Raw genomic sequence first — 26,529 nt, 5'->3', positions numbered from 1 at the left:
AGATTAAAGGACTCTTCGGAGTCCTTTTTATTTTATATTTCAGAGAGTTAAGAAGGTGATTTTGTGCTAACAGATAGAGCCGCACAGATGGTGATATTCCATGCGTTAATCAAGCATGAAGGCTTTACCAGTGCAGCAAAAAGCTTGAATGTGTCGGTATCTCACATCAGTAAACAAATTGCTTTGCTCGAGGATTCGATAGGTATCAAGTTAGTACAAAGAACCACACGCAGCCTTACGTTAACCGAAGCTGGAGAAGTGTTCTATCAGCATTGTGAGCAGCTGTTCAATACGGTGAAAGCGGCTCAAATGGACATGGATAGCCAGCGTGACGACATTTCTGGAATATTCCGTATAGGCTTGTCTCAGTCATTTGGCACACTGCATATTATTCCAGCGATTGACCAGCTTAGACAGCTTTACCCTCAGCTGAGAATTGAAGTGCATTTGTTCGATTACAAAGTGGACATGATTGAGGAGCGCTTGGATCTCTGGATCACCAACAATGAAGACCTGCCTGAAGGTTACATTGCGCAGCGCCTAGCCGACAGCCAGTTTGTGGTGGCCGCATCACCGGATTATCTGATTAAGGCCGGGACTCCACACGTGCCATCTGATCTAATTGACCATAACTGCCTCATCTACCGCAGCCGTGAACGTGATTACACTTCATGGGCATTTGATAACGGCCAAGAAAATCTCAGTGTTAAAGTGGCGGGCGATTATTCGGTGGATTTGGCTGAAGCGGTACGAGACGCGGCAGTATCAGGTTGGGGCGTTGCTTACCTAGCGACTTACTTAGTCAAAGAAGAGTTTAGAACGGGCAAGCTCATCCAAGTTTTACCGGAATGGCGAGCAAGTCAGCTGATGCCATTTTATGCCGTGTATCCGAGCCGAAAGAACATGCCGAAGAAGCTTTCAGCAGTGATTGAGTTCATCAAAGATCATATCGGATCGCCGACTTATTGGGACAAAAACCTCAAAACCTGCGTTGAACTGCACCGCTAACTGTTTCCCAATCTATAAATATAATTTCCACATGGAAAAAGTGTGTTTTTTAATCAAAGTTAATTATTAAAATTCAATGGCTTAGTGGAAGGGACTATTAAAGAGCGATTCAACCAACATCACATTAACAACCTCAACTTGCCGCAAACGATTTCCTCTATAGAATGCGTCGCCTTTCCTACCTACAACTTTTAGGTTGACGCACATGGCTTCCCTACTTGGAATTATCACTATTTTAGTAACCGCTTGGTTACTATCTACGGACAGAAAAAATATCCCGCTAAGAACCGTCTCTTTGGCTTTCTTACTGCAAATCTCATTCGCCCTACTGGTTCTGTATGTGCCAATGGGTAAAGAAGTGCTGAATGCAGCTACTGGTGCAGTGTCTAGTTTGATCAACTACGGTCAAGAGGGGATTAACTTCCTATTTGGTGGCCTAACGAATAACGGATTTGTATTCGCTATTAACGTTCTCGGCATCATTATCTTTTTCTCTGCATTGATTTCAGGTTTGTATCACATCGGCTTTATGCCAAAGGTGATCAACCTAATCGGCGGTGCTTTGCAAAAGTTCTTAGGTACAGGCCGTGCGGAGTCACTGTCTGCTACTGCGAATATTTTTGTTGGCATGATCGAAGCGCCATTGGTGGTTAAACCTTACTTGAAGCACATGACGGATTCACAGCTGTTTGCCGTGATGGTGTGTGGTTTGGCTTCTGTTGCTGGTGGTACGTTAGTGGGTTATGCATCGCTTGGTGTTGATTTGAACTACCTGATCGCTGCAGCGTTTATGTCGGCACCTGCTGGTCTATTGATGGCCAAGATTTTGGTACCAGGTAACGCAGATGAGGCTCAAGAAAATATTGAGTCTGACGTTGAAATTCCACGAGCAACAAACGTCGTTGAGGCAATGGCAGATGGGGCTATGTCTGGACTCCGTATTGCCGTTGCAGTGGGCGCGACACTTCTGGCCTTTATCAGTGTGATAGCAATGCTGAATGGCTTGTTAGGCATTGTTGGTGGCTGGTTTGGCGTAAACCTAAGCTTCGAACTTATCCTAGGTTATGTGTTTGCACCTGTTGCATGGTTGATCGGTGTGCCGTGGTCTGAGGCTGTGGTTGCAGGCTCGCTGATCGGTAACAAGATCGTTGTGAACGAGTTTGTGGCTTTCATCCAGTTAATGGACGTAAAAGACGCACTGAGTGAGCACTCAAAAGCGATCGTTACTTTCGCGCTATGTGGTTTTGCAAATATCTCTACTATGGCAATTCTGATTGGCGGTTTGGGCAGCTTAGTTCCAGAGCGTCGTTCTTTCATCTCACAATACGGTTTTAAAGCGATTTGTGCGGGTGTGCTTGCCAACCTAATGAGCGCAGCGATTGCGGGTGTGGTGCTTTCTCTATAAGTAATTATTGGTGACTTATAAGCACTTTCTAACTGGGCCATAACCACCCAGTTAGCTAATCGTGGCTTTGCTCTCCCTATAGTAAAGTGACTGATTAACCACAATAATATTCGCTTAGTATGATAAAGAGAGCCTATAGTGTAAGAACGTAGGCTTTCTTATTTCAGTGAATAAGTTTGTACCACAGGGTGTGGTACAAATGTTTAGGGGCACAAATGGATTTGTCGATCACTTCTTCTTTGGCGTTAATTGGACTCTTGTCCTTGGCTTGTCAGCTACTTGGTTGGCGTTTGCGTCTTCCCGCTATTCTTCCTTTGCTTATCGTTGGCCTGCTATTAGGTCCCGGTCTAAAGATCCTTAATCCTGATGCCATTTTTGGTGATGTACTGTTCCCGTTGATTTCATTAGGGGTCGCCATCATTCTGTTTGAAGGTGCATTGACTCTTAATTTCAAAGAAATCAGAGGCCATGGCCGCATGGTGACGCACTTAGTGAGTTTCGGCATGTTGATTACATGGGCGTGCATCGTGGTGGGGGCTTATTATTTTGTCGATTTCAGTTGGCCATTGGCGGCGCTGTTTGCTGCATTAGTCGTGGTGACTGGCCCAACGGTGATTGTTCCCATGCTGCGCAGCATTCAACCCAAATCTTCGTTAGGCAGTATCTTGCGCTGGGAAGGGATAGTGATTGACCCGATTGGCGCTCTGTTTGCCGTTCTCGTTTACGAATACATTGTCTCTTCAGCCGATCCTACAAGTCATGTTCTGTCGGCGTTGGGGCTGACTTTAGCCATTGGTTTGGGCTTAGGGATCATCGGTGGCTATTTGATTGCCAAGATGCTGCAAGGGCATTGGGTTCCGCACTATTTGCGTAACGTGGCGGTCCTGACATTAATGCTGGCGGCGTTCTCATTTTCAAATGATCTGAGTGAAGAGTCCGGTTTATTAACCGTGACCATCATGGGTATCTGGCTCGCCAATGTGAAAGGCTTGGATCTCGAAGACATTATTGAATTCAAAGAAACCCTGACTGTGTTACTCATTTCTGCGTTGTTTATTCTGTTAGCGAGCAGGCTTGATTCAGGGACTTTCCTCTCAATAGGTTGGGGCGGAATTGGCTTATTAGCGGTCGTCATGCTGGTGGCTCGTCCTCTGAGTGTGTGGATCAGCGGGATCGGCACGGATCTTACTTCAGCAGATAAATGGTTTTTGAGCTGGATGGCACCTCGCGGGATCGTTGCTGCTGCAGTCTCTTCTCTATTTGCAATCAAGCTTCAAGAGAAGCAATTAATCGAAGGGGCTGACCTACTGGTGCCAATGGTTTTCTTGGTCATCATAGGCACGGTTGTGATTCAGAGCCTAACCGCGAGTTGGTGGGCAAGAAGGTTGGGTGTGACGCAAGAGAAAGCGCAAGGGGTTATCTTCTTTGGTGCGACTCATTTTTCACGTCAGTTTGCCAAAGTGCTGGCGACACACAACATCAACAGTGTGCTTGCTGATACCAACTGGGAGAGCATTCGCTTAGCGCGCATGGACAACTTGAATGTCTATTTCGGTAATCCAGCTTCGAGCCATGCTGAAAATAATCTGGAATTGGACGGAATAGGGCGCGCGATGATCGTCTCGCCTTATCGTCAAACCAACCCATTAGTCAGTATGCATTATCAAGATGAGTTTGGTGAAAATAAGGTGTTTGAACTTGAATCATCAGAAAATAAACATGAAAGGCATCAGGTGAGCCGTGATGGCAATAGAAGCCTGTTTTCAGAAGGGGTTACCTATTCCAAACTTAACTCCTTGATGGCTCAAGGTAGCCAAATTAAGAGCACGGGTTTGACCGAAGCATTTGACCTTAATGAGTTTAACGCGCTGTATCCTAAAGCGATTCCATTGGGTGTGATTACTGGCGGTGATTTCCGTTTAGTGACGCAAGGTTCTGATTTGGAAAAACTCATATCAACGGAGTGTCAGGTTATTAGTTTATTGCCGCCTTCGGAAGAAATTGAAGGTATCGATACTCCAGATAAGTAGTGAGTGCTCTGTATTTAAAGCGAGTCGCTTTGTATCAAAAACGAATAGCTCAGTATCGAAAAAGCCGCAACGTTTTCACGCTGCGGCTTTCTAATTTTGCTCTAGGGCGAGGCAATTCATGCCACCGGTATTACTACCTAAGCTCTCATTGCCGACTATTTCGAGTGAAATTGCTCACAAGCGATCATTGTATTCTCGATTAGGCTCGCCACTGTCATTGGACCTACACCACCCGGAACTGGTGTGATGAAGCTTGCGCTCTCTTTAGCCACATCGTATTCAACGTCGCCAACGAGCTTGCCAGATTCCAAACGGTTGATACCAACATCGACCACAACAGCACCTTTCTTAATCCAAGCACCAGGAATGAAGTTAGGCTTACCAACGGCAACTACAACAACGTCTGCTTGACGTACGTGACCTTCAAGGTCTTTGGTGAAGCGGTGGCATGTTGTTGTCGTACAACCTGCTAGAAGCAGTTCTAGAGTCATTGGGCGACCAACGATGTTTGATGCACCAACAACAACCGCGTGCTTGCCGCGTAAATCGATGTTGTAACGGTCAAGCAGCGTGATGATGCCTTTAGGCGTACAAGAGCGCAGCTTAGGCATGCGCTGAGCCAAACGGCCTACGTTGTATGGGTGGAAGCCATCAACGTCTTTTTCAGGTGTGATACGCTCAAGAACGTGAGTAGTATCGATACCAGCAGGTAAAGGCAGTTGAACTAGAATGCCATCAATCTCTGGGTCTTCGTTGAGTTGATCGACTAGCGTTAGCAATTCATGTTCGGTGGCAGTTGCTGGTAAATCAAAAGATTTCGAGACGAAACCAACTTCTTCACACGCTTTGCGTTTACTGCCAACGTAAACCTGAGATGCCGGGTCTTCACCCACTAAAACAACCGCTAGGCCCGGGGCACGTAATCCAGCTTGAGTACGAGCTTTTACACGTGCCGCTACTTCAGAGCGAACCGTTTGAGAAATTAGCTTTCCATCAATATTTTGAGCAGTCATGAATTTCCTTAGTATTGATATTCAAGTTAGTGGCTGATGTTTTGGCGCATTATTCCAGAAAATCTTTTTGATTACCATCAAGCAAACGTTTGCTTTGTTCTATTTTCCAACACTTATAATCTTATTGCCCTTTTTTTACTCACTTGGATCAGAATGTTAGATAAAGCCGTTGCTTTACTGATTCGAATTCGTATAATCCTTTCCTGTAGCGCGCCCTTAGCTCAGCTGGATAGAGCACCTCCCTTCTAAGGAGGTGGTCGAAGGTTCGAATCCTTCAGGGCGTACCACTATTTAAAGAAACCCGATAACTCCCTGAGTTGTCGGGTTTTTTGCATTTCAGAGATCCCTCTTTCTTATCGAACTACGATACATTAATCCCAGAAGTATTTTTACTATCAATATATTTGTGGTTAATTTATCTCTGGTAATTGCGAATTGTATCAATTCATTTCTAGGCTATGTAAGTAGGTTGGTATTGTATTATATAAGATGAGTAGCAATTGTTACTGGCACTAGAAATGAATTCAGACCTCAGTAGTACCCAAGTTTTTTATCGCATGATTGATATGGATCCGAAAGAGTGGCAGTCAAGACTCTCGGAGCTAAGCCATGTTTCACCGCAAATGGCTCGAAGAGTTTCCGATTTACTTTTGTCATATGAACAACAGTGTTTGACTCAATTGTTAGATATCCATTTATCCTCTTCGGTGCCTGCGTTTCAATCATTTGAAAACGAAATAGTTGATGATCGTTACCTTATTGGACATGAACTAGGTAAAGGTGGCTTCGGGATGGTTTATTTTGCTTCACGGCGTGACCATTTGTTTGAGCATAACTACGCAGTTAAGTTTTTTAACGCCGAAGCGTTTAATATTTTAGGCAAAGACAAACTTTTCAACGAAGCTCAAATCATGGCAAACCTCAATCATTCCAATATTACGAAGGTTTATGACGCAGGTCTTCATAAAGGAGTTGCTTATATAGTAATGGAGTACGTTGATGGCTGTTTACTCGATGAATATCTGTCTACTAATTCACTTTCTTATGACCAAAAGCTTACGTTATTTCGAGATATTTGCCTTGCTATTGAGTATGCGCATGAGTTGAAAGTTCTACATGCTGACCTAAAACCTGAAAATATACTCATAAATGCTCATGGAGAACCTAAGGTTATTGATTTCAATCTTACTCAAACTCTTAGTTGTTCGCCTGATAACTCACTCAACTCAATTAAAGCGGTAAGTCGAATCTATGCTAGTCCAGAACAACTCACAGGTGAAAGTTTGGATGAAAGGTCTGACGTGTTCTCTTTAGGGCGGATCCTACAGAAGATGTTTCCAGATAAAATAGCGTCTAGAGATTTAATTCGAGTACATCAACATGCGACTAACGTAAACCGTTCTCGTCGATATCAAAGTGTTCGTGCTTTAGCAAATGATATCGAAAATGTAAGGCGTTGTTATCCATTAAATTATCGTAACAATAATAACGTTCATAAAGTGATTAAGTTTATTCAACGTTATCCTACCACCTCCGTGTATTTTTCTTTCTTTCTTACGATATTGACCGCATTTTTAGTGGCTTTCTCTATAGAGACGCACAATCTTAGTGATCAAAAATTGCAACTTGATTCGGTTATATATGATGTCACATCAATGGCTTACCCATCAAGCCATACCTTACTTGATTGGGATGAAATTATTCACTCTCGAAATCTGAATATCGTTGACCTAGACGTTTACGTTGAAGACGTTAATTCAAATGATCGTGACGGTTTAGTAGTTCCTTAAAACCACCGCCCTAGTCGGTGGTGATTGTTGCTTGAGGCTATGGCCTCGAGAAGTGCTCATGTTAGAAGTAATCTCTTATTCATCACAAGTAAGAGGAAACAACCATATGGGCGATTACAGAAATTCATCATATGTCTATTGGCGTTGCAAATACCATATAGTTTTGACCCAAAGTACAGATATAAGATTTTGAAAGATAAGGGTGGAAAGGAGCTTTATCGTTCAATCCATATCTTGTGCAATGTGAAAGACTGCGAGGTTTTAGAGTTAAATGTTCAACCAGATCATGTTCATCTTTCTGTCATTGTTTCTCCCAAGTTATCAGTCTTGAGTTTGTTAGGAGTTTTAAAGGGTCGAATAGCAATTAGACTTTTCAATAAATCCCCACATAAACGCAAGAAACTGTGGGGAAATTACTTTTGGGCTAGAGGTATTTTGCAGATACGGTTGGTGTGAATGAAGAAGTCATTCGGCGATATGTACGACATCAAGATAAACAGGACATAGAGTATGAACAACAACTGCAGTTATTGAAGAATTGATAGCGCGGACGCCCCCTTCTTGGGGGTTATAAAGCAAAACCGGCTTCTAAGAAGCCGGATGTTTTTTGGATGAGGAATTATTCGATTCTTGGATTGCCACAGAAGACATGAACCTATTGGTTTACTTGTTGTGACTTCCCATTTAATTGTTTTAAAAGGTTAAATTGTGTCGACCATAAAAAAAATTCAGGAGCACAAGGGGCTTACTACTCTTATTTACCAATGGCAACATGGTTGCAAGCAGTCTGAAGCTGAATTGTATCGTTTTGCTTACTATCGGCTTAAAGAGTTAGCTCAATTACGACGTTATAAATGTGCAGAGGTATTTAATGAGCCTTTGATAGATACGAGCTCTACGACGACATTGACTCATGAGGCTTACTTGAAGATTGGCTCCGTTGGGAAGGGTGAGATAGAAGGGACGCGAGATTTTTTTTTGATGTCCGTTAAAGCTATGCAGCATATTCTCATTAATGACTCTTGGGCGTTGAAGGCTGATAAAAGAAAAAAGGGCAATTTAATGCGCATAGAAAATGCAATTTCGATTGAATACCTGCCCCTTGATAAACGCATTGAGTTAGAGAAGTCATTGATGGATTTTACGGAACGCTATCCACGACAATCTAATGTGCTGAAATTAAAATATTACATTGGCCTAAAGCATCAAGAGATCTGTGAACTATTAGATTGTAGCCACAGCCTGATTGAGAAAGATCTCAAATTTGCTAAGAGCTGGCTCCACAATAAATTGGCGGCTTAACTTTGCATAATTGGAAAAATTTAGAAATTATTTTACGAGTTTTCCATTATCCCCTGTGCCTTGCAAGTTCAAAGTAAACCTCTAAAAATAATGATGTTTTAATTATCACAGCCTACTGAGGTTGGCTGTATGAAGACTCATTGAATAGGTTTAATAAGGAATAATAATGAATAAGCAAGGCTTGCTCGCAGCGTCAATTGCAATGGCTCTGGTTGGGTGTGGTTCAGACAGCGATTCGTCGAGCAACCCAACGGCGTTTTCTATCACTGCTATTGATGGTTATTTAGTGAATGCTAATGTTTCGGTAGACAGTACTCAAGATGGCGTGTGTAACTTATCTCAAGGCAAGACTGACGATAAAGGCCAAGCAAGCTTGAGCTTGGAGTATCGTAACGCAGTGGTATGTGTTGATGCGGTCGCTGGGCAAACTGTAGATAGTAACCGAGGCTTGGTTCAGCACGACTTTACTCTGGCAAATTCGGGCAGTGGTACAATCATCAACCCAATGACTAATATGGTGAACAAGCTTCTAGCCGAAGACTCTGAGTTAACGGTAGCTGTGGCCGAAGAGCAAGTGGTTGTCGCGATCACGGGTGATGCGGGCCTAGAGGTGTCACAAGCACTGATCTTTGGTGACTACATTGCAGATACCACGGAGCAGGCTGAGGCTCTAAACCTGATCGGTGAAGTGCTGGTGGATAATTCTGACAAAGATATCGAAACTAAGCTGAAACTGACTCAAGCAATGGCGGAAGCGACTCAAGAAATCATTGATGCTGGCGACCCGCTCGATGACTACTCGCCAATTATTGATATTCCAGAAGGTGGTGGAGACATCATCGTGACTCCAAATACGCGTCCGAAAGTCGTTGGTAGCACTGACCCTGTTGAGTTAACACTAGGTGAAGCATGGTCCCCATACAATGTTAGCGACAAATTCCTAGACTCCGAAGGCGATGAAATGACCTTCTCGATGGGAGCCATAGGAACAACTGGAAGTAATGGTCTGCAAGTTGATTCTTCAACGGGCATTATTAGTGGGGAGCCTGAAGGGGCTGGTGACTTTACTTACCATATTTTTGCGACCGATGAGCACGATGCGCGTTCATACCCACTGACCTTTGAAGTGACGGTTTTAACTGACAACCAACTTCCTGTGGTTGACGAGAACGAGCTTGCAAACCTGCAGTTGACAATGAATACGTGGTTAATCACAGAAGGCGAGTCGCTAACCGATACATTGGATGTAAGTGCACTATTCATAGATCAAGATGGTGACGCCTTAAACTACGAAGTGGAAACGACGCTATCAACGGCTGCACGCACGGGCTTTAACGGTCTAGTAAGCGAGCAGGGCGTAGTGAGCTTCTCTGGTTTGCTTCCACGCCCTGCTGCGGCAGGTGACGAAACACTGACAGTTTTAGTCAATGATGGCGTCAACAGTGAGTGGGTTGCGGCAACTCTGAGCTTCCCTGTTATCGAAGAAGCACCACTACCACCAGTGGATGGCCATCCATTAGAAGACAATACATGGTACTTCCTTGAGCGAGGCTCAAATGGAACGAAATACGCTCAAGTATGGTGTGACACAGTGCGTTTTGAAGATGGTGATATCTTCTACAATGACCGTGACTTGAGTAATAAGACGGAATGTACGACAGAGGCGACTTTGAAAGTCGGTACGTACGCTATTGAAGGTGACACGCTGGTGGGTTCATTTGTCGATGACGAAGAAACGATGACCATGGCTTATGATATCACTAATGATTACGATACCAACCTAGTTTCACAAGGTGCGTTGACTATGCTCTGGACTGAGGAAGGTAAATCAAGTCGTTATATTGGATTTAGCAACAAGGCTGATGCAGAAAAACGAATCCAAGTGAAATCAAGTCACGGCCCTGAGTTGCGAGATGCATACCTATATTGGCCTGGTGAACAAGACCACCAATACGATCTTATCTCTACGTCACTACAGATGAGTACAGCAGAACTTTCAACTGGTAATTCACACGACTATATTAAGGTCTGGATGAATGGTATTAGCTGTGATGGATTGTTGAATTCGCACAATGGCGATGCGGCTATTTTTGAAAGGTTCACTGTGACGTCTGAAGCCATTTCCGCAAGCAACGGTTATACTTTACACCCACAATTTTGTGACGATGTCTTTGAAGATGATACACCGAATGCGGTGCTTTCATTCTTGTTTGGGTTAGATAATAGCTACTCACTTGAATTAGATGAAAACTACAGCATCATTGGCAAAATTAGTGATGAGTGGAGTCAGTACATTACCGATGTGAACTTTAATATGGTGTGGGATGGTTCATCGAACGACGATTAATTTGAACGCTTGAGTTAGTCGCATATTGAATGCCAAGTGAATCAAAGGTAATGAAAGAAGGAAGCCTAGTGATGGGCTTCCTTTTTTATTTTTCGATAAACTGACAATTGTTCGTTTTTTGGGGTTTACATCATTTAGTAATAAAGCCACTATGAATTCACGAAGAATAGACAAGTAAAGCTATTAGCTGGTTGGTTTAGGAATCAAACCTTCTGATTGATGGCTGATTTAGAGGAAGTAATGGCAGGAAACAGTATCGGACAACATTTCCGCGTGACCACGTTCGGAGAAAGTCACGGTATCGCACTAGGATGTATCGTAGATGGGTGCCCACCAGGATTAGAAATTACCGAAGCAGACCTTCAAAGAGATTTGGATCGTCGTCGCCCTGGTACTTCTCGCTATACAACGGCTCGCCGTGAAGCGGATGAAGTGAAAATCTTATCAGGTGTATTTGAAGGCCAAACTACGGGCACTTCTATTGGTCTATTGATTGAAAATACAGACCAACGCTCTAAAGACTATTCCGAAATTAAAGACAAATTCCGTCCTGGTCATGCTGACTATACCTACCATCAAAAGTACGGTGTACGTGATTACCGTGGCGGCGGTCGCTCTTCTGCTCGTGAAACTGCAATGCGTGTTGCGGCAGGTGCAATTGCGAAGAAATACCTGAAACAAGAATTTGGTGTTGAAATCCAAGCATATCTTTCTCAAATGGGTGATATCTCAATTGATAAAGTGGATTGGAATGAGATCGAAAACAACGCGTTTTTCTGCCCAGATGCCGACAAAGTGCCTGAGTTTGACCAACTGATTCGTGACCTGCTAAAAGAAGGCAACTCGATCGGTGCGAAGATTCAAGTGGTTGCGACTAAAGTGCCTGTAGGCCTTGGTGAGCCAATCTTTGATCGTTTAGATGCTGATATTGCTCACGCTCTAATGAGCATTAATGCGGTAAAAGGTGTTGAGATTGGTGATGGCTTTGATGTCGTAAATCAACGCGGTAGTGAACACCGTGATCCATTAACTCCAGAAGGCTTCAGCAGCAACCATGCTGGCGGTATCCTAGGCGGTATTTCTACTGGTCAAGATATTGTGGCAAGCATTGCGCTTAAACCAACATCAAGCATTACTGTTCCTGGTGACACGATCACTAAAGACGGTGAAGCAACGCAGTTAATCACTAAAGGTCGTCACGATCCATGTGTGGGTATCCGTGCGGTACCTATTGCTGAAGCGATGTTAGCGATTGTATTGCTTGATCACTTGCTACGTCACCGTGGTCAAAACTTTGGTGTGACAACTGAAACGCCAAAAATCTAGTTCTGCTTCGCTTTATTCAGAACAGATTTGAAACTGATTTGATAGATACAAAAAAAAAGGGTTGCTTCGTACTGAAGCAACCCTTTTTATATTCTGCGTCATTGAGAATATCTAATGTACAGAGCTTTCCGTATCAAGCTGGAACGAAGGCAAGCGCCATTTGAATCTTACGGCCGCCATACGCAGCAAGTAACCAACCACAAGCGTAACAATCGTTGCGGTTACGTCGTTAATGCCAAGCTCAAGCAAACCTAGGTATAAACCTGAAGCGACAAGTGCGACAGACGCATACAGCTCTTCATGCAGAACCAATGGTGTTTGACGGCAGATAAGATCGCGCAACAGGCCACCGAACACGCCAGTGACCAAGGCAGACACCATACAGATCATTGGGTGCAGACCCATGGTCATCGCGACTTTAGTGCCAATGATACTGAACACGATAAGACCTAGAGCATCTAAACGAATGAACAAGCCTTTTAGCTTGATTACCCATTTAGCCAGTCCTGTTGTGATAACACCCGCGATACAGGTGATCGCCAGATATTGTGGGTTTTCAACCCAACCTAAAGGGTAATGGCCGAGTAAGATATCTCGTACTGTTCCGCCGCCAATTGCCGTTGCACTTGCAACCAACATTACACCAAACCAATCCATTTTTTGTTTGCCAGCGCTGAGAGCGCCGGTCATGGCTTCTGCCGTGATGCCAATGATATACAAAACACTTAGTAGCATTGCTGTAGCTCTATAATTTAGGTCTATAAATTGGAGTCTTATAGGCCATAGGGATATAAAAATGAAGCGCGAGTGTAGTAGTAAAAACGCTGATTGACGAATGAATATTTGTACCGTGAATAGGCATTTCAGATTAGCTAAACTAATCATTCACCTCAAAATGGTGTAATCTGGGATCAGCAATCGATTGTCATCGTAAAGTATTATGATGAACCTAATGTCATTGCCAGTGATAGGGCTTTACCGATCGCTTAAAAAAACGCAAAATGCCCCAGTTCTTTTTATTTAAATTTGATCTTATGACGTACCAATACCCAGATATCATCGACATTTTCAATCAAACCTTTTTCGAGAGCTTCAATACCAAGCTAGAACTGGGAGCGGACGAGCCTATTTACCTGCCAGCCGATGGGGAGGTTTCTCATCACCGTATCGTATTTGCTCGCGGCTTTTACGCGTCAGCACTTCACGAGATAGCACACTGGTGTGTGGCTGGTCCTGAGCGCCGTTTATTGGAAGATTTTGGTTACTGGTATGAGCCTGATGGCCGAACTGAGTCGGTTCAAGCTGAGTTTGAAAAAGTAGAAATTCGCCCACAAGCGTATGAATGGATCATTGCGACCAGTGCAGGCTTTCCTTTTAATGTCAGCTGTGACAATCTACACGGCGATTTTGAGCCAGATCGTTTGGCCTTTATGAATAAAGTACACAGCGAAGTCATGGGTATCTTTGAAGCTGGCCTTCCGCCTCGCGTGAAAATGCTCTCTGAAGCATTACGCAGTTTCTATGATGTTGCACCTTTATGTACTAGCCAATTTATTGTGAAATAAGAGAATATTATGATTATCGAATTTGAAGAAAAACTACTTGAAGTAATTGATGCTCGCATTGAAAACGCATCAGACGATGAACTGTTTGCTGGTGGTTACTTACGTGGTCATATTTCTCTTTCAGTGGCTTCATGTGAAGAAGACGGTATTGAAGACGTAGCAGAAGTTAAATTGCGTATTGAGAAGAGCCTAGAAGACGCGCGTTCTGAATTGACGCCAGCCGATCGCACGATCGTTAATGACCTTTGGGTTGAGCTGCAAAACCAAGCTTAATTTTATTCGTCTAGCATTATTCGTCTACCGTAATTCGCTCATTACTCTTCCTCCTCATTTTTGAGCGGACCAATAATTTGAGACTCATTCGAAACTTTTGAATGAGTCCGTTCATTTCTTGTGATGGTCCCATTTCCTGACTACGTTATTCTAATCCCACTTAACGGAACTATAGAAAAGGTCACATCATGAAAGTTATCGCATTTGGCGCAAGCACAAGCTCTACCTTTATCAATAAAGCACTAGCAACTTACGCAGCAAACTTGATTGAAGGTGCTGAAGTAAAAATCCTAAACATCACCGATTACAACGTGCCTATGTTCAGTGAAGACACTGAAAAAGAGATTGGCCAAGCGGAAGGCGCTCAAGCATTTTTACGTGACCTAGCTGAAGCCGATGCATTCGTTATCTCGTTTGCAGAACACAACGGTCACTATCCTGCAGCGTACAAAAACCTATTTGACTGGGCGACACGCATTGAGCGTTCAGTATTTGGCGAGAAGCCTGCGGTTTACTTAGCGACATCTCCGGGCCCGGGTGGTGCACAGACGGTACTTGGCGCAGCAACAGGTTCAGCACCATTTTTTGGCGGTAACGTTAAAGCGTCACTTTCAGTGCCTAGCTTCTACGATAACTTTGATTTTGAGTCGGGTTCAATTAGCAACGAAGAGATTGCCGCTCAGATTAAAGACGCGATTGCTAAGCTGTAAAAGCGGAAAGTAAAGCGAATAGCTGCAAAGTAGCAAGCTGATGTAAAGTTACGAGCCGCTGAAAAGTAAGAAGCAGCGACGTAGACAAGATTAGAAAAACAAAGCCCGAGCATTGAGAGATGCTCGGGCTTTTGTTTGAGTCGTACTAATACTTATTTGAATATTTAGACCTAGTCTAGAATCGATTATTCCGCACTGGCTTGTTTTGTTGAAACCCAGCCTTCTGTTAACGCTTTGCCTTTGCGTAATCTTCTAATCCACATTCGACTTGGATGAATGGCTTCGAGCACATCAACCGGAAGAGGTAGAGGATCGCCACAAATTTGTGAGGCTAAAACTTCAGCTAAAAGAGGGGTCGAGCTCAAACCACGCGAACCTAAACCGATAAAGCAGAACAAGTTCGGATAGCTGATAACAGGTTCGATACTGTCGATAGCATCACGCTGCGGATTAAAGTTGTGCAAATTCTGATATTGCTCTTTGATGGATTCAAAATCACCAACATTACCGACGAATGGTAGGTGATCACGGCTTACGCTGCGGATGCCTTGGCGCGCTAAGTTACCGCTGGTATCGACATCTTTTGTCCACGCTTGCTCTGGCAACGAGCCGTGTAAGCGCTCGCCATTATGTTGTTGCACCTCAATATCAAATTCTTGGTCGATATTGGTTTTATCGTAATTCGCGCCAATACAGTGGTGACCATTATTTGGGTTTTGTGGCGTCAGGTAGCCATCAAAGCACAATACCGTTTTTAACTGGCTGAGATTTTCTGTGGTCGGGATATGACTCACTTGCCCTTTAACTGGCGTCAGAGGTACGGGTCGAGTTTGTTCAAACTGAGTAAATTTGTGCCCATTAGCAATAACCACTTGGTCGTGCTTGGTTTGAATCTCGCCTTGAGGTGTCTCAATCGTCAGTAACCATTGTTGTTCAGCTTCGAGCCACTCAAGTTGCGTTACTTGATGTTGATAGTGTGCGCTTACTTGGTTGGTCTCTTCTAACTTACCTATCAAACCTTGAGTCAACTGAAGAGGGCTTAACCACCCACCCATTGGGAAGTAAACACTCTCTTTATCGACCGGTAAGCCAATCTTTTCGTTCGCTTGTTCAGGCGTTAAGCGCTGGATCAAGTCTGTGTGGAAATTGCCTTCCAACATGCGGTTGAGCTTTTTAGTTGAGCCTTGATCCCACATCAAGATATTCACGCCACACCAGCTGTGATCAAAGTTCACCGATTGTGCTGCTTGATTGATAAATTGGCGGGCAAACAATAAACCCGGGCCAAATATTCTTGAAACATTAGATGTCGCTTCACTCAATAACGGGTAAATCGCACCTTGATTATTGCCAGAGGCATTGCCCGCAGCTTGTTGGTGTTCACAATAAAGGGTGATGTTTTTACCACGTCGGCTTAAGGTTTTTGCAAGCGCAGCGCTGGCAACACCACCACCGATAATGGCGATATCTTGTGAATCACTGTGTTGAGCTAGGCCATACCAAGGTTTGATGTTGGTGTGAGCGTGCTTTTCGTTAAGGCGGCCTGCAATCATTTCCCGCTTAGTACCAAAGCCTTTAACTTTTTTCATTGCAAAGCCAGCTTCGATTAAACCACGGCGAACAAAACCAGCGGCGGTGAAAGTGGCGCAGCTACAATCTTGTTTTGCCAGTTTTGCCATGCCGTTGAATAGGTTTTGATTCCACATCTCTGGGTTCTTACTTGGCGCAAAACCATCTAAGAACCAAGCGTCAACCAAACCTTCATGCGGGGTCGGCACGTTTGGCATACAATCTTTAATATCACCAAACCACAAATCAAGCGTGATCGCACCATCACCGAGCACAACACGGTGACATTCAGGCAGGGCGATAGGGTAGTGTTCTTGGAGTTGTGTCGCATACTCCGCTAATTCTGGCCACGATTGGTGCGCTTTGATGAGATCCTCTTTATTGAGAGGATATTTTTCAAAACTGATGAAATGTAACTCTTTGGTCATCGCTTGTGGGTTATCTTTAATAAAAGCATCGAACCATTGCCAGACTGCGAGAAAGTTCAAACCTGTACCAAAACCGGTTTCAGCAATCACAAAACGGCGTTGTTGATGTTCAACCCAACGCTCTGGAAGGTGGTTTTGTTTTAAAAAGACGTAGCGAGTTTCTTCTAAACCGTTAACATTAGAGAAGTAAACGTCGTCAAATTGGTCTGAAACTGGCGTGCCAGACTCATTCCATTCCAGTTCTGCATTAGTAATTGAAGTCATAAAATCTATCATTTTGTGATTTGAAGCGATATGTTGGTAGGGATTGTACGAATTTCTAGGAAAGCTGACCACTTTTGTTAGGCTTCTTAGTTATCATCTAGCTGAATTTAGAATTATAGGAATGTCACATGAAACGAGTCGTAATCACCGGTATGGGTATTGTTTCAAGTATCGGTAACAACGTCGAAGAAGTTTTAGCATCACTGAAAGAGGGTAAATCTGGTATTACCGCTTCAGAGCAGTTCAAGGAAAATGGCTTGCGCTCTCAAGTTTGGGGTAACCTAAAAATGAACCCTGCTGACCATATCGATCGCAAAAAAATGCGCTTTATGGGTGATGCAGCGGCATTCGCTTATCTTTCAATGGAGCAAGCAATTGCTGATTCTGGTTTAACTGAAGATCAAGTATCTAATGACCGCACGGGTATCGTAGCGGGTTCAGGTGGTGCTTCATCTCTAAACCAAGTTAACGCTGTAGACATCATCCGTGAAAAAGGCGTTAAGCGCGTTGGTCCATACATGGTGCCACGTACAATGGCTTCTACGGTTTCTGCTTGTCTAGCAACTCCTTTCAAAATCCGTGGTGTGAACTACTCTATGAGCTCTGCATGTGCGACATCGGCACACTGTATTGGTCACGCAATGGAGCTTATCCAACTGGGTAAACAAGACGTTGTATTCGCAGGTGGCGGTGAAGAACTGGATTGGTCTCTGACTATGATGTTCGACGCAATGGGCGCACTTTCTACTAAGTACAACGACACGCCAGAATTGGCTTCTCGTACCTACGATGCAGATCGTGACGGTTTCGTTATCTCTGGTGGCGGCGGCATGCTAGTTATCGAAGAACTTGAGCACGCTGTTGCTCGTGGCGCAAAAATTTACGGCGAGATCGTAGGTTACGGCGCAACTTCAGATGGCTACGACATGGTTGCTCCTTCTGGTGAAGGCGCGGTTCGTTGTATGAAGATGGCAATGCAAAACGTTGATGGCGTTGACTACGTGAACACTCACGGTACTTCAACTCCTGTTGGTGACGTTAAAGAACTTGGTGCAATCCAAGAAGTCTTCGGCGGCAACAGCCCAGCAATCTCAGCAACTAAAGCGATGACAGGTCACGCTCTAGGTGCGGCTGGTGTACACGAAGCAATTTACTCAACGCTAATGCTTGATAACGGCTTCATCGCACCAAGCATTAACGTTGCAAACCTAGACGAAGCGGGCGCAGGCCTAGACATCGTAACGGAAGCTCGTGAACAAGAGCTAACAACGGTTATGTCTAACAGCTTTGGTTTCGGCGGTACGAACGCAACGCTAGTAATCAAAAAATACCAAGGCTAATTGAAGCTAAGGTTAAATTAATAAAGGTTAATCGTTAATGGGTGACGAGAGTGCAGACTCAACACGCATAGGTTGCCCACTAACCATGACCAACAGAACAAAGCTTTTTAAATGTAGGTTTTATACGTGTTTTTTTGAACATGACTTTTTAAATCTGGGTTTAGAAATTAAAAGGTTTCCAGAGCTTGACCAGTAGTGACTTTGGTTAGTACTGGTTGAACAGACGCAAGACTCTGTCTCCTGGAGAGCGAGATAGGATCCTTTTGTTCTGGATGTTTGCCCGATTGTTTATTCAATCGGGCATTTTTCGTTTCTGGGCTACACAATCTTCAGTGTTGATTCGGTTTTGGGATATGGTGTGATAAATGCCAACGTAGCCCTTTATATATAATGTATTCCATTTGCTACTCGACACCGAGTGTGGAATTTTGCACAATCATTTCAATTCACATTTAAGGTCGACAGACCCCAACTAAAGTACTCGCCAAATGAAAATCTTAATCGACGAAAATATGCCTTATGCTGAAGCGCTATTTAGCCAGCTAGGGGAAGTGACAATGAAGTCTGGTCGCACATTAACTGCTGACGATCTAGTTGACGTAGACGCATTGATGATTCGCTCTGTCACCAAGGTGAATGAGTCATTGATTAGCAAAGCCAATAAGCTGAAGTTTGTCGGCACTGCGACGGCAGGTATGGACCATGTCGACCAAGCATTGATGAAAGAGCGTGGCATTTTCTTTACTGCGGCGCCTGGCTGTAACAAGGTGGGTGTCGCTGAGTATGCTTTCAGCGCAATGATGGTACTTGCGCAGCAACAAGGCTTCTCTGTATTCGATAAAACAGTCGGTATTATCGGTTGTGGTCAGGTAGGTAGCTACTTAGCGAAGTGCCTTGAAGGTATTGGTATCAAAGTTCTGCTGAACGATCCTCTAAAACAACAAGAGGGTGATACTCGCGAGTTTACGGAATTAGAGACACTGCTTGAGCAATCGGACGTGATCACTATGCATACGCCAATTACTAAAACGGGTGAGTTCCCAACACATCACTTGATCAATGAGCAAGTGCTGAACAACTTACGTGCTGATCAAATTTTGATTAATGCAGCTCGTGGCCCAGTTGTTGATAACCAAGCGTTAAAAGCTCGCTTGCAAAAAGCCGATGGTTTTACTGCCGTTCTTGATGTATTTGAGTTTGAGCCTGAAGTCGATTTTGAGCTACTTCCACTGCTTGCTTTTGCAACTCCTCACGTAGCGGGCTACGGTTTAGAGGGTAAAGCACGTGGTACCACGATGATCTTCAACAGTTATTGTGAGTTTTTAGCTACTGAACAGCGTGCTTATGCAAGCGATCTTCTGCCGACAGCGCCAGTGCCTCAAATGAAATTAGATAGAGCTTGGGATGAAGCAACACTGCACAATTTGACTCAGTTGATCTATGATGTGCGCAAAGACGACGCCTTATTCCGTCGCAATATCTCTACGCCGGGTTCTTTTGACAAGATGCGTAAAGAATATTGGGACCGCAGAGAGTACAGTGCAGTCGAGTTAACGGGCGATGAATCTTGTAATTTAACTCCGTTATCTAAACTCGGTTTTATGGTAAAGCCAACTTTATAAAAGAGAGAAACAATGAGCCAAGAATTTAATATTGCTATTTTAGGTGCGACTGGTGCGGTTGGTGAAACCATTCTTGAAGTACTTAAAGAGCGTAAATTCCCTGTCGGTGAAATGCACTTACTAGCAAGTGAACGTAGTGAAGGCAAAACTTCCCGTTTTAACGGCAAAACAATACAAGTACAAAACGTAGAAGACTTCGATTGGTCTCAAGTACATATTGCGTTTTTCTCTGCAGGTAGCGAGCTTTCAGAACGTTGGGCTCCAATCGCCGCTGACGAAGGTGTGGTTGTTATCGATAACACATCACGTTTCCGTTACGAATATGATGTTCCTCTGGTTGTGCCAGAAGTTAACCCTGAAGCGATTGCTGAGTTCCGTAACCGCAACATCATCGCGAACCCTAACTGCTCTACTATTCAGATGGTAGTAGCACTTAAACCAATTCACGATGAAGTGGGTCTTGAGCGTATTAACGTTTCAACTTACCAATCTGTGTCTGGTGCAGGTAAGCCGGGTATCGATGAGCTAGCAGGTCAAACGGCTAAGCTTCTTAACGGCATGCCAGCTGACAAGTCAGCATTCTCACAGCAGATCGCGTTCAACTGTATTCCTCAAATCGATGAATTTACAGAGAACGGCTACACACGTGAAGAAATGAAGATGGTTTGGGAAACTCAGAAAATCTTTGCTGATTCGTCAATCACGGTGAACCCGACTTGTGTTCGTGTTCCTGTGTTCTACGGTCACGCTGAATCTCTACACGTTGAAACTCGCGCGCCAATCGGTGCAGAGCAAGTTATTCAACTTCTAGAGAACACGGAAGGCGTTGAAGTATTCCAAGCTCTAGACTTCCCAACTCAAGTTCGTGATGCGGGTGGTAAGGACCACGTAATGGTTGGTCGTATTCGTAGCGACATCAGCCATCACAGCGGCGTGAACATGTGGGTAGTAGCTGATAACGTTCGTAAAGGCGCAGCGACAAACGCAGTTCAAATCGCTGAAGTTCTGATTCGCGATTACTTCTAAGCTTCATTGCTTTGATTATCAAGCCTCACTCTTTAGTGGGGCTTTTTTAATCGATTGAAAATATTGTTAGTCAAATTGTGTGAAATTGCTGCGAATATTGTTGCTGCAACACATTTTTTGTTTTCATCTCTATAGTTTTACGTCATTTATCCGATATATTTAATAGATCATCACTTTTCCGAATTTAAGCACCTAGCTGAGCCTTTTATGTTTCAATTTTTCAAGCCGTGGTTAATGCCTTTTGCCTTTATCATTGCGACTCAGATTTCCGTTGTTCGTGCAGATTCCATTCGAGTTGTAGGGCCTAATGGCCAGATACAATCAGCGCCTACGTTTTCAGAACCTCTTCAAAGAGCGCAATTGAATAGCGCTGAGCCTTCACGTTTCTATGGTCCAACTCGTGGCTCAGAAACGCTATGGTCTATTGCTTCAAGGTTACGCCCTGATAACTCCGTTTCAGTTCAACAAACATTGTTGGCGATTTATCGCTTAAACCCACAAGCGTTTGAAAATCAGAATATCCATAGCCTGCTGCCTGCCAGTAATTTACGTGTGCCTTCTTTAGAGCAAGCACGTGCAAGTTCGACGCAGCAAGCTATCAACATCATGAACTCGCACCTTGCTAAGCTTGATGCTCCTGCGACAAAGCCTACCGCTTCAAAACCTAAAGTAGCGCAAGCGCCAAGTCGACCAGATGTAGCCCCTAAAAATGCACAATCCAAAGCTAAGGTTAGCGAACCTAAAGTTGTCGATAAATCGATAATTGGTAATCAAGAGATAGTGAATAACAAGCCGCTAACCGGTGCCAAGGAAATGAACCACCTTGAGAAGCAGTTAGAGCTTTCAGAAACTGAGTTACTGTCACTCGAAGAAAAAAATCATCAACTTCGTTTGATGCTGTCGAATGTTCAATTGGAAGTGGATGAGCTAAAAACAGAGCTCAGTGATGAAGACCGCATTCGTAGCGAAGTGGAAAAGCTGCTTGATGAAGAGCGTAGAAAGAACGCCGAAATTGAAAAAATGGCACCAAGTGCCATGGATGAACTGTTATCTAATGGTTGGTTAGTTGCGGCTCTTGCGATTATTCCGGGTCTTCTACTTGGTTTGATCATCGTGATGCTGATAGGTCGTCGTTCTAAAAATGAAGAACAACAGCAAAACACTCAAGAACAACCGATTCAAACTGAACCAAGCAGCGTCGCGCCTATTACATTGGGCGACGAGATGGACGACCTTAACGAGCTGTCTTTAGACGATGACCTGTTTGGCACTGAAGACGATGCCAATAAGTTGTTTGACGACCAAGCTCTTGCTGAAGAAGATGATGTATTTGCAGGATTGGATGAATCTGATCTCGATTTCAATCTCGACGGTGAAGATGATGACCCATTTGCGAGCATTGGCGAAAATGGTGATTTAGACACTAACTTTGATGATCTGGACTTGGACAGCAGCAACGGCATCAGTGTTAATGGTGAAGAGAAAGCGCTTGGTCTAGAAGAGATGGAGCGCGCGCTCGATAAAAGCGCAGAAAGCGCACTTGATACCGATGAAGTCGATTTTGATCTCTCAGATGATAACGCAATGTCTGCTGATGACATTGAAGCACTGCTATCTAAAGAATCCGAGACTGAAGATTTAGGCTCTAACGAATTAGACCAGTCACTATTAGATGACCTGTTTTCTCTTGATGACGAAGATGATGATAGCTTCGACATCGATGCTTTGATTTCGGAAGAGCAAAGTGATTCTACTTCTAGTGCCGACACATCAATAACCGATGATTTTGATATCGATGCGCTTATCTCAGAACAACAAAGCGATGCTACGCCTTCGGACATAAGCAATGACGACTTTGATATTGATGCTCTGATCTCTGAACAACAGACCACTCAATCTGCAGCTCCTAGTGTAGAGGATGATATTGATGACATCTTTGCTCAGGTTGCCGCTCAGAACGAGCAAGCGAATGATCCTTTCAACCTCGATAGCGACGATGAAATAGCGACGAACCTAAACAATGGTTTGGCGTCTGATGATGATATCGAAAACATCCTGTCTCAGTTTGATAAGCCAATCGTTGATGAAGAGACTCAAGACAGCGTTGATCTACTTGATGAGCAGCTGGAAGGGGATGACGTTGACCTAAGCAACTCGACCGAACTCCTTGATGAAATGCTGGGCGATGAATCGGATGATGAGCTTGAAAGTGAGCCTTTAGGTTTTGATGCCTTATCTGAACTTGAAGAGCTTTCTGGTTTATCGACTGATGATGAACTAAACATTGCAGAAGACAGCACGGAAACTCTGGATGAATTAATCGGAGATTCTGATGATGACTTCGAACTCGACGCAGAGAGCACCGACTTACTGGATGATTTTCTTGATAGTGAGCTATCGGATGATACGCTTTCAGCGGACCAAGCCGATTCACCAAAATCGGAATCTTTAGACCCGTTTGATGATTTACTGACAAGTGGTATTGAAGACGAGCTTGAATCAGAAGAGCAGACGTTTGATAAAGAGCTAGATGCTGCCTTTGGTTCTGATAAAGCTAGCGACGACCTTATCAAGGATTCAGACGTTGAACATACTCAATTAACGTCAGAGCCTTCTGAAGCCGAGCCTGAGCAAATCACGGACATTACTGAAACACCACAACCTGAACTTGTTGGTGATGCTTCATTAGATTCAGAACTGATTCAAGACGGTGCTGATGTTAAGCCAGAAAATGATGAAGCCTTTAATCGTGATGACTTTATCGATGACTTGTTTGGTGTAGCGCCTGCAACGGATGCGTTGCTTGATGACGCACTAGAAACAACAGATGAAGCATTGATTGATGAGTTGATGACTTCTGATGACAGCGATTCGTTGCAAGCTACTGAAGAGCCAGCTGAAGCATCAATCGAAAGTGCTTTGGAACCAGAACAAACGCCTCTTTCTGATAGTCATGAATTATCACCAGAAGAAGCGGTGTCGTCTGTTAAAGATGATGAACTGGATATTGACTCGTTGCTCTCTGAGAATTCTGACTTTGACAAACCAGTTTTTGAAGAGCCGACTCAAGAAGACACTGAGCAACAAGCATCAGATTCGGAAGAAGCCGACGTACAAGATCAGCGTGAAGACATCGCTGCGAGTACTGAAGATCAAGCTTCGCCGTCGTCTTTAAATGATATCTCTGAAGACGATGAAGAAACGGTAGAAGATTGGTTAGCCGAAGCCATTGATGATGTTGAATCTCCTGCGAATATAGACTCTGATTTTGACTTTGAACCGAAAATTCAAGGTAGCGATGAACTTGAAAATATCGTTGAATCCTTGCCAGAGCCAGAGCCAGAGCCAGAGCCAGAGCCAGAGCCAGAGCCAGAGCCAGAGCCAGAGCCAGAGCCAGTCCGTGCTGCACATATGCCAGAAATCATTCCAAATGAGTTCGGTGTACCAGAAGACAGTGATTGGCTGATTGGAGACGATACAGCTAAAGAAGATGCGTTGGAAGAAGTGGACGCTGAAGCTGATGTTGAAGTAATACCAGACCCAGTTACTCCTGCTGTTGAACCTCAACTAGACGCTGAGCCTCAAGCAGAAACGGTACCGCAAGTTGACGCTACGGAACAAGCTGAAGTTCCAGGACAAGACAGCGAAGAAGAGTTCTCGTTTGATGACTTCGAGCTTCCAGAGTTTAATGAAGAAGACGCGTTGGCAGAAGCCGATGCTGATGTTGAAGCCGATGCTGAAGTAATACCAGAACCAGTTGCTCCTACTGTTGATTCTCAACTAGACGCTGAGCCTCAAGCAGAAACGGTACCGCAAGTTGACGCTACGGAACAAGCTGAAGTTCCAGGACAAGACAGCGAAGAAGAGTTCTCGTTTGATGACTTCGAACTTCCTGAGTTTAATGAAGAAGACGCATTGGCAGAAGCCGATGCTGAAGCTGAAGCTGATGTTGAAGTAATACCAGAACCAGTTACTCCTGCTGTTGATTCTGAACTAGACGCTGAACCTCAATCAGTATTAGAACCACAATTAACATCTGAGCCACAAGCAGACGTTGCGCCTCAAGCAGAAACGGCACCGCAAGTTGAAGCTACGGAACAAGCTGAAGTTCTAGGACAAGAAGACGAGTTCTCGTTTGATGACTTCGAACTGCCAGAGTTTGGTGAAGAAGATGCATTAGCGGAAGTCGTTAGTGAGCCTGATGAAGCTCAGTTAGAGCAAGATCTCGCTCCTGAGGCAGAAAAGTTTGAGTTCGATGATCTTGACCTTCCTGAATATGACGAAGAAAGCGCAAAAGCAGACTCTGTTTTAGATGATATTGAGCAAAGCAGCGCAGAGCCAGTAGCGGAAGAAGAAGGCGTCGAGTTCGATGAGCTTGATTTGCCTGAATACGGTGAAGACGAAGCCATCTCAGATGCGTTTGCAGAGAAGCCGACACCACTGACTTCTTTTAGTCCGCAAGGTGAAGAGCAAGATGCGCTGCATGATTTGTTCTCAAATCCGCAAAGCTTTAGTCACGCTGACGACTTCTCCGATACAGAGGGTTTCTCGGACGAAGCAGGGTTCTCAGATGCAGAAGAACCTGAACTGGCAGCGTTCGCACAACCAGATGATTCACCGAGTTCATCTTCAGGATTAAATTCAACGCCTTTAGAATCAAACTCAGCACCTACAGCGGTTCAAGATGAACCACTAGAAGGCTTTGACGATTTTGATGAAACAGCATTGGCTGAGTTGCTTTCAGAAGATGTACAAGACTCAGTCGACAATATGTTTGAGAAGCCATTAGATGCAACGTCGATTGACAGTGCAGGGCTCGATATCGATGCGATGCTTGAAGTTGGCGGTGAAGATTGGAAAGGCTTTAACTTAGCTCCAGAGCAGCAATCAAGCATGCACAATGGTGTTCCTGACGATCAACAAGAGATTTGGGCATCGGCTGAAAAACAAGCTGAACCTAAAATTAAAGAAGAAAATTGGGGTCAACAAGATAATCTAACAGAGTCAGGTAACAGTCGTGATAAGCAATACATGACGATTGACGAACTGATGGCTCAAGTAGAGCAAGAAGGCGAAGAAGCCATTAATCCAGATGATGAAGAGTTGAAGCTGGATGTTGGTCTCAATGAATTCCCTGATGTTATCGGTGATATCGGCAACTATGATGTCGACAATAATGCAGAAGCTGCTGGCAAGCTCGATTTGGCTAAAATCTATATCGAGATGAGTGATTCGCAAGGTGCAATTAAGCTTCTAGAAGAGGCGATAGTTGACGGGAGCGATGATATTCGTCGAGAGGCAAAGAATCTTATCGATACCTTAAACGGTCGATAAATTTAAAAAAATCATAAAGGGTAGCGTTGGCTACCCTCTATTTTTGGGTGAGCCCAAGCGCCTTTGTTTTATTTGGCTTCTTAAAACCACCGTCTAGGGCGGTAGTGGTTGTTTATTGCAGTTTTAGCCCCATCCTATTTGGGCTAGCAATCATTTCCGTATATACTTCTTGCCCAT

Annotated in this window: 17 protein-coding genes, 1 tRNA gene and 1 pseudogene; 16 read left to right on the top strand and 3 right to left on the bottom strand. The window is 44.1% G+C overall.

The window, feature by feature from the left end; genetic code table 11:
- The first annotated feature begins 87 nt into the window (after nt 1–87).
- The 3 genes from L3V36_RS14555 to L3V36_RS14545 all read left to right on the top strand — a co-directional run bounded on the left by L3V36_RS14555 (nt 88) and on the right by L3V36_RS14545 (nt 4,443).
- Nucleotides 88–1,008, top strand: coding sequence for a LysR family transcriptional regulator (locus L3V36_RS14555; RefSeq protein ID WP_004734177.1), 921 nt, complete (start codon nt 88–90; stop codon nt 1,006–1,008).
- A 205-nt stretch (nt 1,009–1,213) separates the two neighbouring features.
- Complete coding sequence (locus L3V36_RS14550; RefSeq protein WP_102445067.1) at nt 1,214–2,413, top strand: NupC/NupG family nucleoside CNT transporter; 1,200 nt, start codon at nt 1,214–1,216, stop codon at nt 2,411–2,413.
- 215 nt (nt 2,414–2,628) lie between these two features.
- On the top strand, nt 2,629–4,443 hold the full coding sequence (locus L3V36_RS14545; protein ID WP_108189797.1) for a sodium:proton antiporter: 1,815 nt from the start codon (nt 2,629–2,631) through the stop codon (nt 4,441–4,443).
- 155 nt (nt 4,444–4,598) lie between these two features.
- Here the strand turns inward: L3V36_RS14545 and folD are convergent, their stop codons facing one another.
- Nucleotides 4,599–5,456 (bottom strand): bifunctional methylenetetrahydrofolate dehydrogenase/methenyltetrahydrofolate cyclohydrolase FolD, encoded by an 858-nt coding sequence (gene folD, locus L3V36_RS14540; protein WP_004734180.1) that lies wholly within the window; start codon nt 5,454–5,456, stop codon nt 4,599–4,601.
- A 210-nt stretch (nt 5,457–5,666) separates the two neighbouring features.
- On the opposite strand from folD, the gene L3V36_RS14535 reads away from it, so the two are divergent.
- From L3V36_RS14535 to aroC, 6 genes and pseudogenes are all read left to right on the top strand, one after another.
- Nucleotides 5,667–5,743, top strand: a tRNA-Arg gene (locus tag L3V36_RS14535).
- A 231-nt stretch (nt 5,744–5,974) separates the two neighbouring features.
- Nucleotides 5,975–7,246 (top strand): serine/threonine-protein kinase, encoded by a 1,272-nt coding sequence (locus L3V36_RS14530; protein WP_069595456.1) that lies wholly within the window; start codon nt 5,975–5,977, stop codon nt 7,244–7,246.
- 106 nt (nt 7,247–7,352) lie between these two features.
- Nucleotides 7,353–7,788: pseudogene (gene tnpA / locus L3V36_RS14525) on the top strand (IS200/IS605 family transposase).
- Between the two features lie 166 nt (nt 7,789–7,954).
- Nucleotides 7,955–8,548 carry an ECF-type sigma factor gene (locus tag L3V36_RS14520; protein WP_017095020.1) on the top strand — a complete coding sequence of 198 codons (594 nt, stop codon included), beginning with the start codon at nt 7,955–7,957 and terminating at the stop codon, nt 8,546–8,548.
- Between the two features lie 166 nt (nt 8,549–8,714).
- On the top strand, nt 8,715–10,895 hold the full coding sequence (locus tag L3V36_RS14515; RefSeq protein ID WP_208774950.1) for an Ig domain-containing protein: 2,181 nt from the start codon (nt 8,715–8,717) through the stop codon (nt 10,893–10,895).
- 240 nt (nt 10,896–11,135) lie between these two features.
- Complete coding sequence (gene aroC / locus L3V36_RS14510) at nt 11,136–12,221, top strand: chorismate synthase (RefSeq protein ID WP_004734182.1); 1,086 nt, start codon at nt 11,136–11,138, stop codon at nt 12,219–12,221.
- A 111-nt stretch (nt 12,222–12,332) separates the two neighbouring features.
- Here aroC and L3V36_RS14505 read toward each other — a convergent pair whose 3' ends face one another.
- Complete coding sequence (locus L3V36_RS14505) at nt 12,333–12,956, bottom strand: trimeric intracellular cation channel family protein (protein WP_029224082.1); 624 nt, start codon at nt 12,954–12,956, stop codon at nt 12,333–12,335.
- A gap of 299 nt (nt 12,957–13,255) precedes the next feature.
- Here L3V36_RS14505 and L3V36_RS14500 point away from each other — a divergent pair, with 299 nt between their 5' ends.
- From L3V36_RS14500 to L3V36_RS14490, 3 genes are all read left to right on the top strand, one after another.
- Nucleotides 13,256–13,786 carry an elongation factor P hydroxylase gene (locus tag L3V36_RS14500; RefSeq protein WP_017099194.1) on the top strand — a complete coding sequence of 177 codons (531 nt, stop codon included), beginning with the start codon at nt 13,256–13,258 and terminating at the stop codon, nt 13,784–13,786.
- A gap of 9 nt (nt 13,787–13,795) precedes the next feature.
- The gene (locus tag L3V36_RS14495; protein WP_004734185.1) at nt 13,796–14,059 is read left to right on the top strand and encodes a YfcL family protein; all 264 of its coding nucleotides are present in this window, start codon (nt 13,796–13,798) and stop codon (nt 14,057–14,059) included.
- Nucleotides 14,060–14,247: 188 nt separating this feature from the next.
- On the top strand, nt 14,248–14,769 hold the full coding sequence (locus L3V36_RS14490) for an NADPH-dependent FMN reductase (RefSeq protein WP_208774951.1): 522 nt from the start codon (nt 14,248–14,250) through the stop codon (nt 14,767–14,769).
- Between the two features lie 185 nt (nt 14,770–14,954).
- On the opposite strand, the gene mnmC is transcribed toward L3V36_RS14490, so the two are convergent.
- Nucleotides 14,955–17,102: a bifunctional tRNA (5-methylaminomethyl-2-thiouridine)(34)-methyltransferase MnmD/FAD-dependent 5-carboxymethylaminomethyl-2-thiouridine(34) oxidoreductase MnmC gene (gene mnmC, locus L3V36_RS14485; protein ID WP_208774953.1), complete on the bottom strand. Its 2,148-nt coding sequence runs from the start codon at nt 17,100–17,102 to the stop codon at nt 14,955–14,957.
- 56 nt (nt 17,103–17,158) lie between these two features.
- Here mnmC and fabB point away from each other — a divergent pair, with 56 nt between their 5' ends.
- The 4 genes from fabB (at nt 17,159) to L3V36_RS14465 (ending at nt 26,352) form a co-directional block, all read left to right on the top strand.
- Complete coding sequence (fabB, locus tag L3V36_RS14480) at nt 17,159–18,370, top strand: beta-ketoacyl-ACP synthase I (RefSeq protein ID WP_010436883.1); 1,212 nt, start codon at nt 17,159–17,161, stop codon at nt 18,368–18,370.
- Between the two features lie 488 nt (nt 18,371–18,858).
- Nucleotides 18,859–19,992 carry a 4-phosphoerythronate dehydrogenase gene (locus tag L3V36_RS14475; protein WP_208774955.1) on the top strand — a complete coding sequence of 378 codons (1,134 nt, stop codon included), beginning with the start codon at nt 18,859–18,861 and terminating at the stop codon, nt 19,990–19,992.
- A 12-nt stretch (nt 19,993–20,004) separates the two neighbouring features.
- Complete coding sequence (locus L3V36_RS14470; RefSeq protein WP_004734159.1) at nt 20,005–21,018, top strand: aspartate-semialdehyde dehydrogenase; 1,014 nt, start codon at nt 20,005–20,007, stop codon at nt 21,016–21,018.
- A 207-nt stretch (nt 21,019–21,225) separates the two neighbouring features.
- The gene (locus L3V36_RS14465) at nt 21,226–26,352 is read left to right on the top strand and encodes a FimV/HubP family polar landmark protein (protein ID WP_208774957.1); all 5,127 of its coding nucleotides are present in this window, start codon (nt 21,226–21,228) and stop codon (nt 26,350–26,352) included.
- Nucleotides 26,353–26,529: the final 177 nt, after the last annotated feature.

The organism is Vibrio sp. G-C-1 (genome assembly GCF_021728015.1).
Lineage (GTDB): Bacteria > Pseudomonadota > Gammaproteobacteria > Enterobacterales > Vibrionaceae > Vibrio > Vibrio splendidus.
Note: the sequence above shows the minus strand (reverse complement) of the source record. Positions and strands in the feature narration are given on the sequence as shown.

Coding starts and splice junctions, on each gene's coding strand:
- L3V36_RS14555 (WP_004734177.1), top strand. CDS start 88: ATGGTGATATTCCATGCGTTAATCAAGCATGAAGGCTTTACCAGTGCA.
- L3V36_RS14550 (WP_102445067.1), top strand. CDS start 1,214: ATGGCTTCCCTACTTGGAATTATCACTATTTTAGTAACCGCTTGGTTA.
- L3V36_RS14545 (WP_108189797.1), top strand. CDS start 2,629: ATGGATTTGTCGATCACTTCTTCTTTGGCGTTAATTGGACTCTTGTCC.
- folD (WP_004734180.1), bottom strand. CDS start 5,456: ATGACTGCTCAAAATATTGATGGAAAGCTAATTTCTCAAACGGTTCGC.
- L3V36_RS14530 (WP_069595456.1), top strand. CDS start 5,975: ATGAATTCAGACCTCAGTAGTACCCAAGTTTTTTATCGCATGATTGAT.
- L3V36_RS14515 (WP_208774950.1), top strand. CDS start 8,715: ATGAATAAGCAAGGCTTGCTCGCAGCGTCAATTGCAATGGCTCTGGTT.
- aroC (WP_004734182.1), top strand. CDS start 11,136: ATGGCAGGAAACAGTATCGGACAACATTTCCGCGTGACCACGTTCGGA.
- L3V36_RS14505 (WP_029224082.1), bottom strand. CDS start 12,956: ATGCTACTAAGTGTTTTGTATATCATTGGCATCACGGCAGAAGCCATG.
- L3V36_RS14500 (WP_017099194.1), top strand. CDS start 13,256: ATGACGTACCAATACCCAGATATCATCGACATTTTCAATCAAACCTTT.
- L3V36_RS14495 (WP_004734185.1), top strand. CDS start 13,796: ATGATTATCGAATTTGAAGAAAAACTACTTGAAGTAATTGATGCTCGC.
- L3V36_RS14490 (WP_208774951.1), top strand. CDS start 14,248: ATGAAAGTTATCGCATTTGGCGCAAGCACAAGCTCTACCTTTATCAAT.
- fabB (WP_010436883.1), top strand. CDS start 17,159: ATGAAACGAGTCGTAATCACCGGTATGGGTATTGTTTCAAGTATCGGT.
- L3V36_RS14475 (WP_208774955.1), top strand. CDS start 18,859: ATGAAAATCTTAATCGACGAAAATATGCCTTATGCTGAAGCGCTATTT.
- L3V36_RS14470 (WP_004734159.1), top strand. CDS start 20,005: ATGAGCCAAGAATTTAATATTGCTATTTTAGGTGCGACTGGTGCGGTT.
- L3V36_RS14465 (WP_208774957.1), top strand. CDS start 21,226: ATGTTTCAATTTTTCAAGCCGTGGTTAATGCCTTTTGCCTTTATCATT.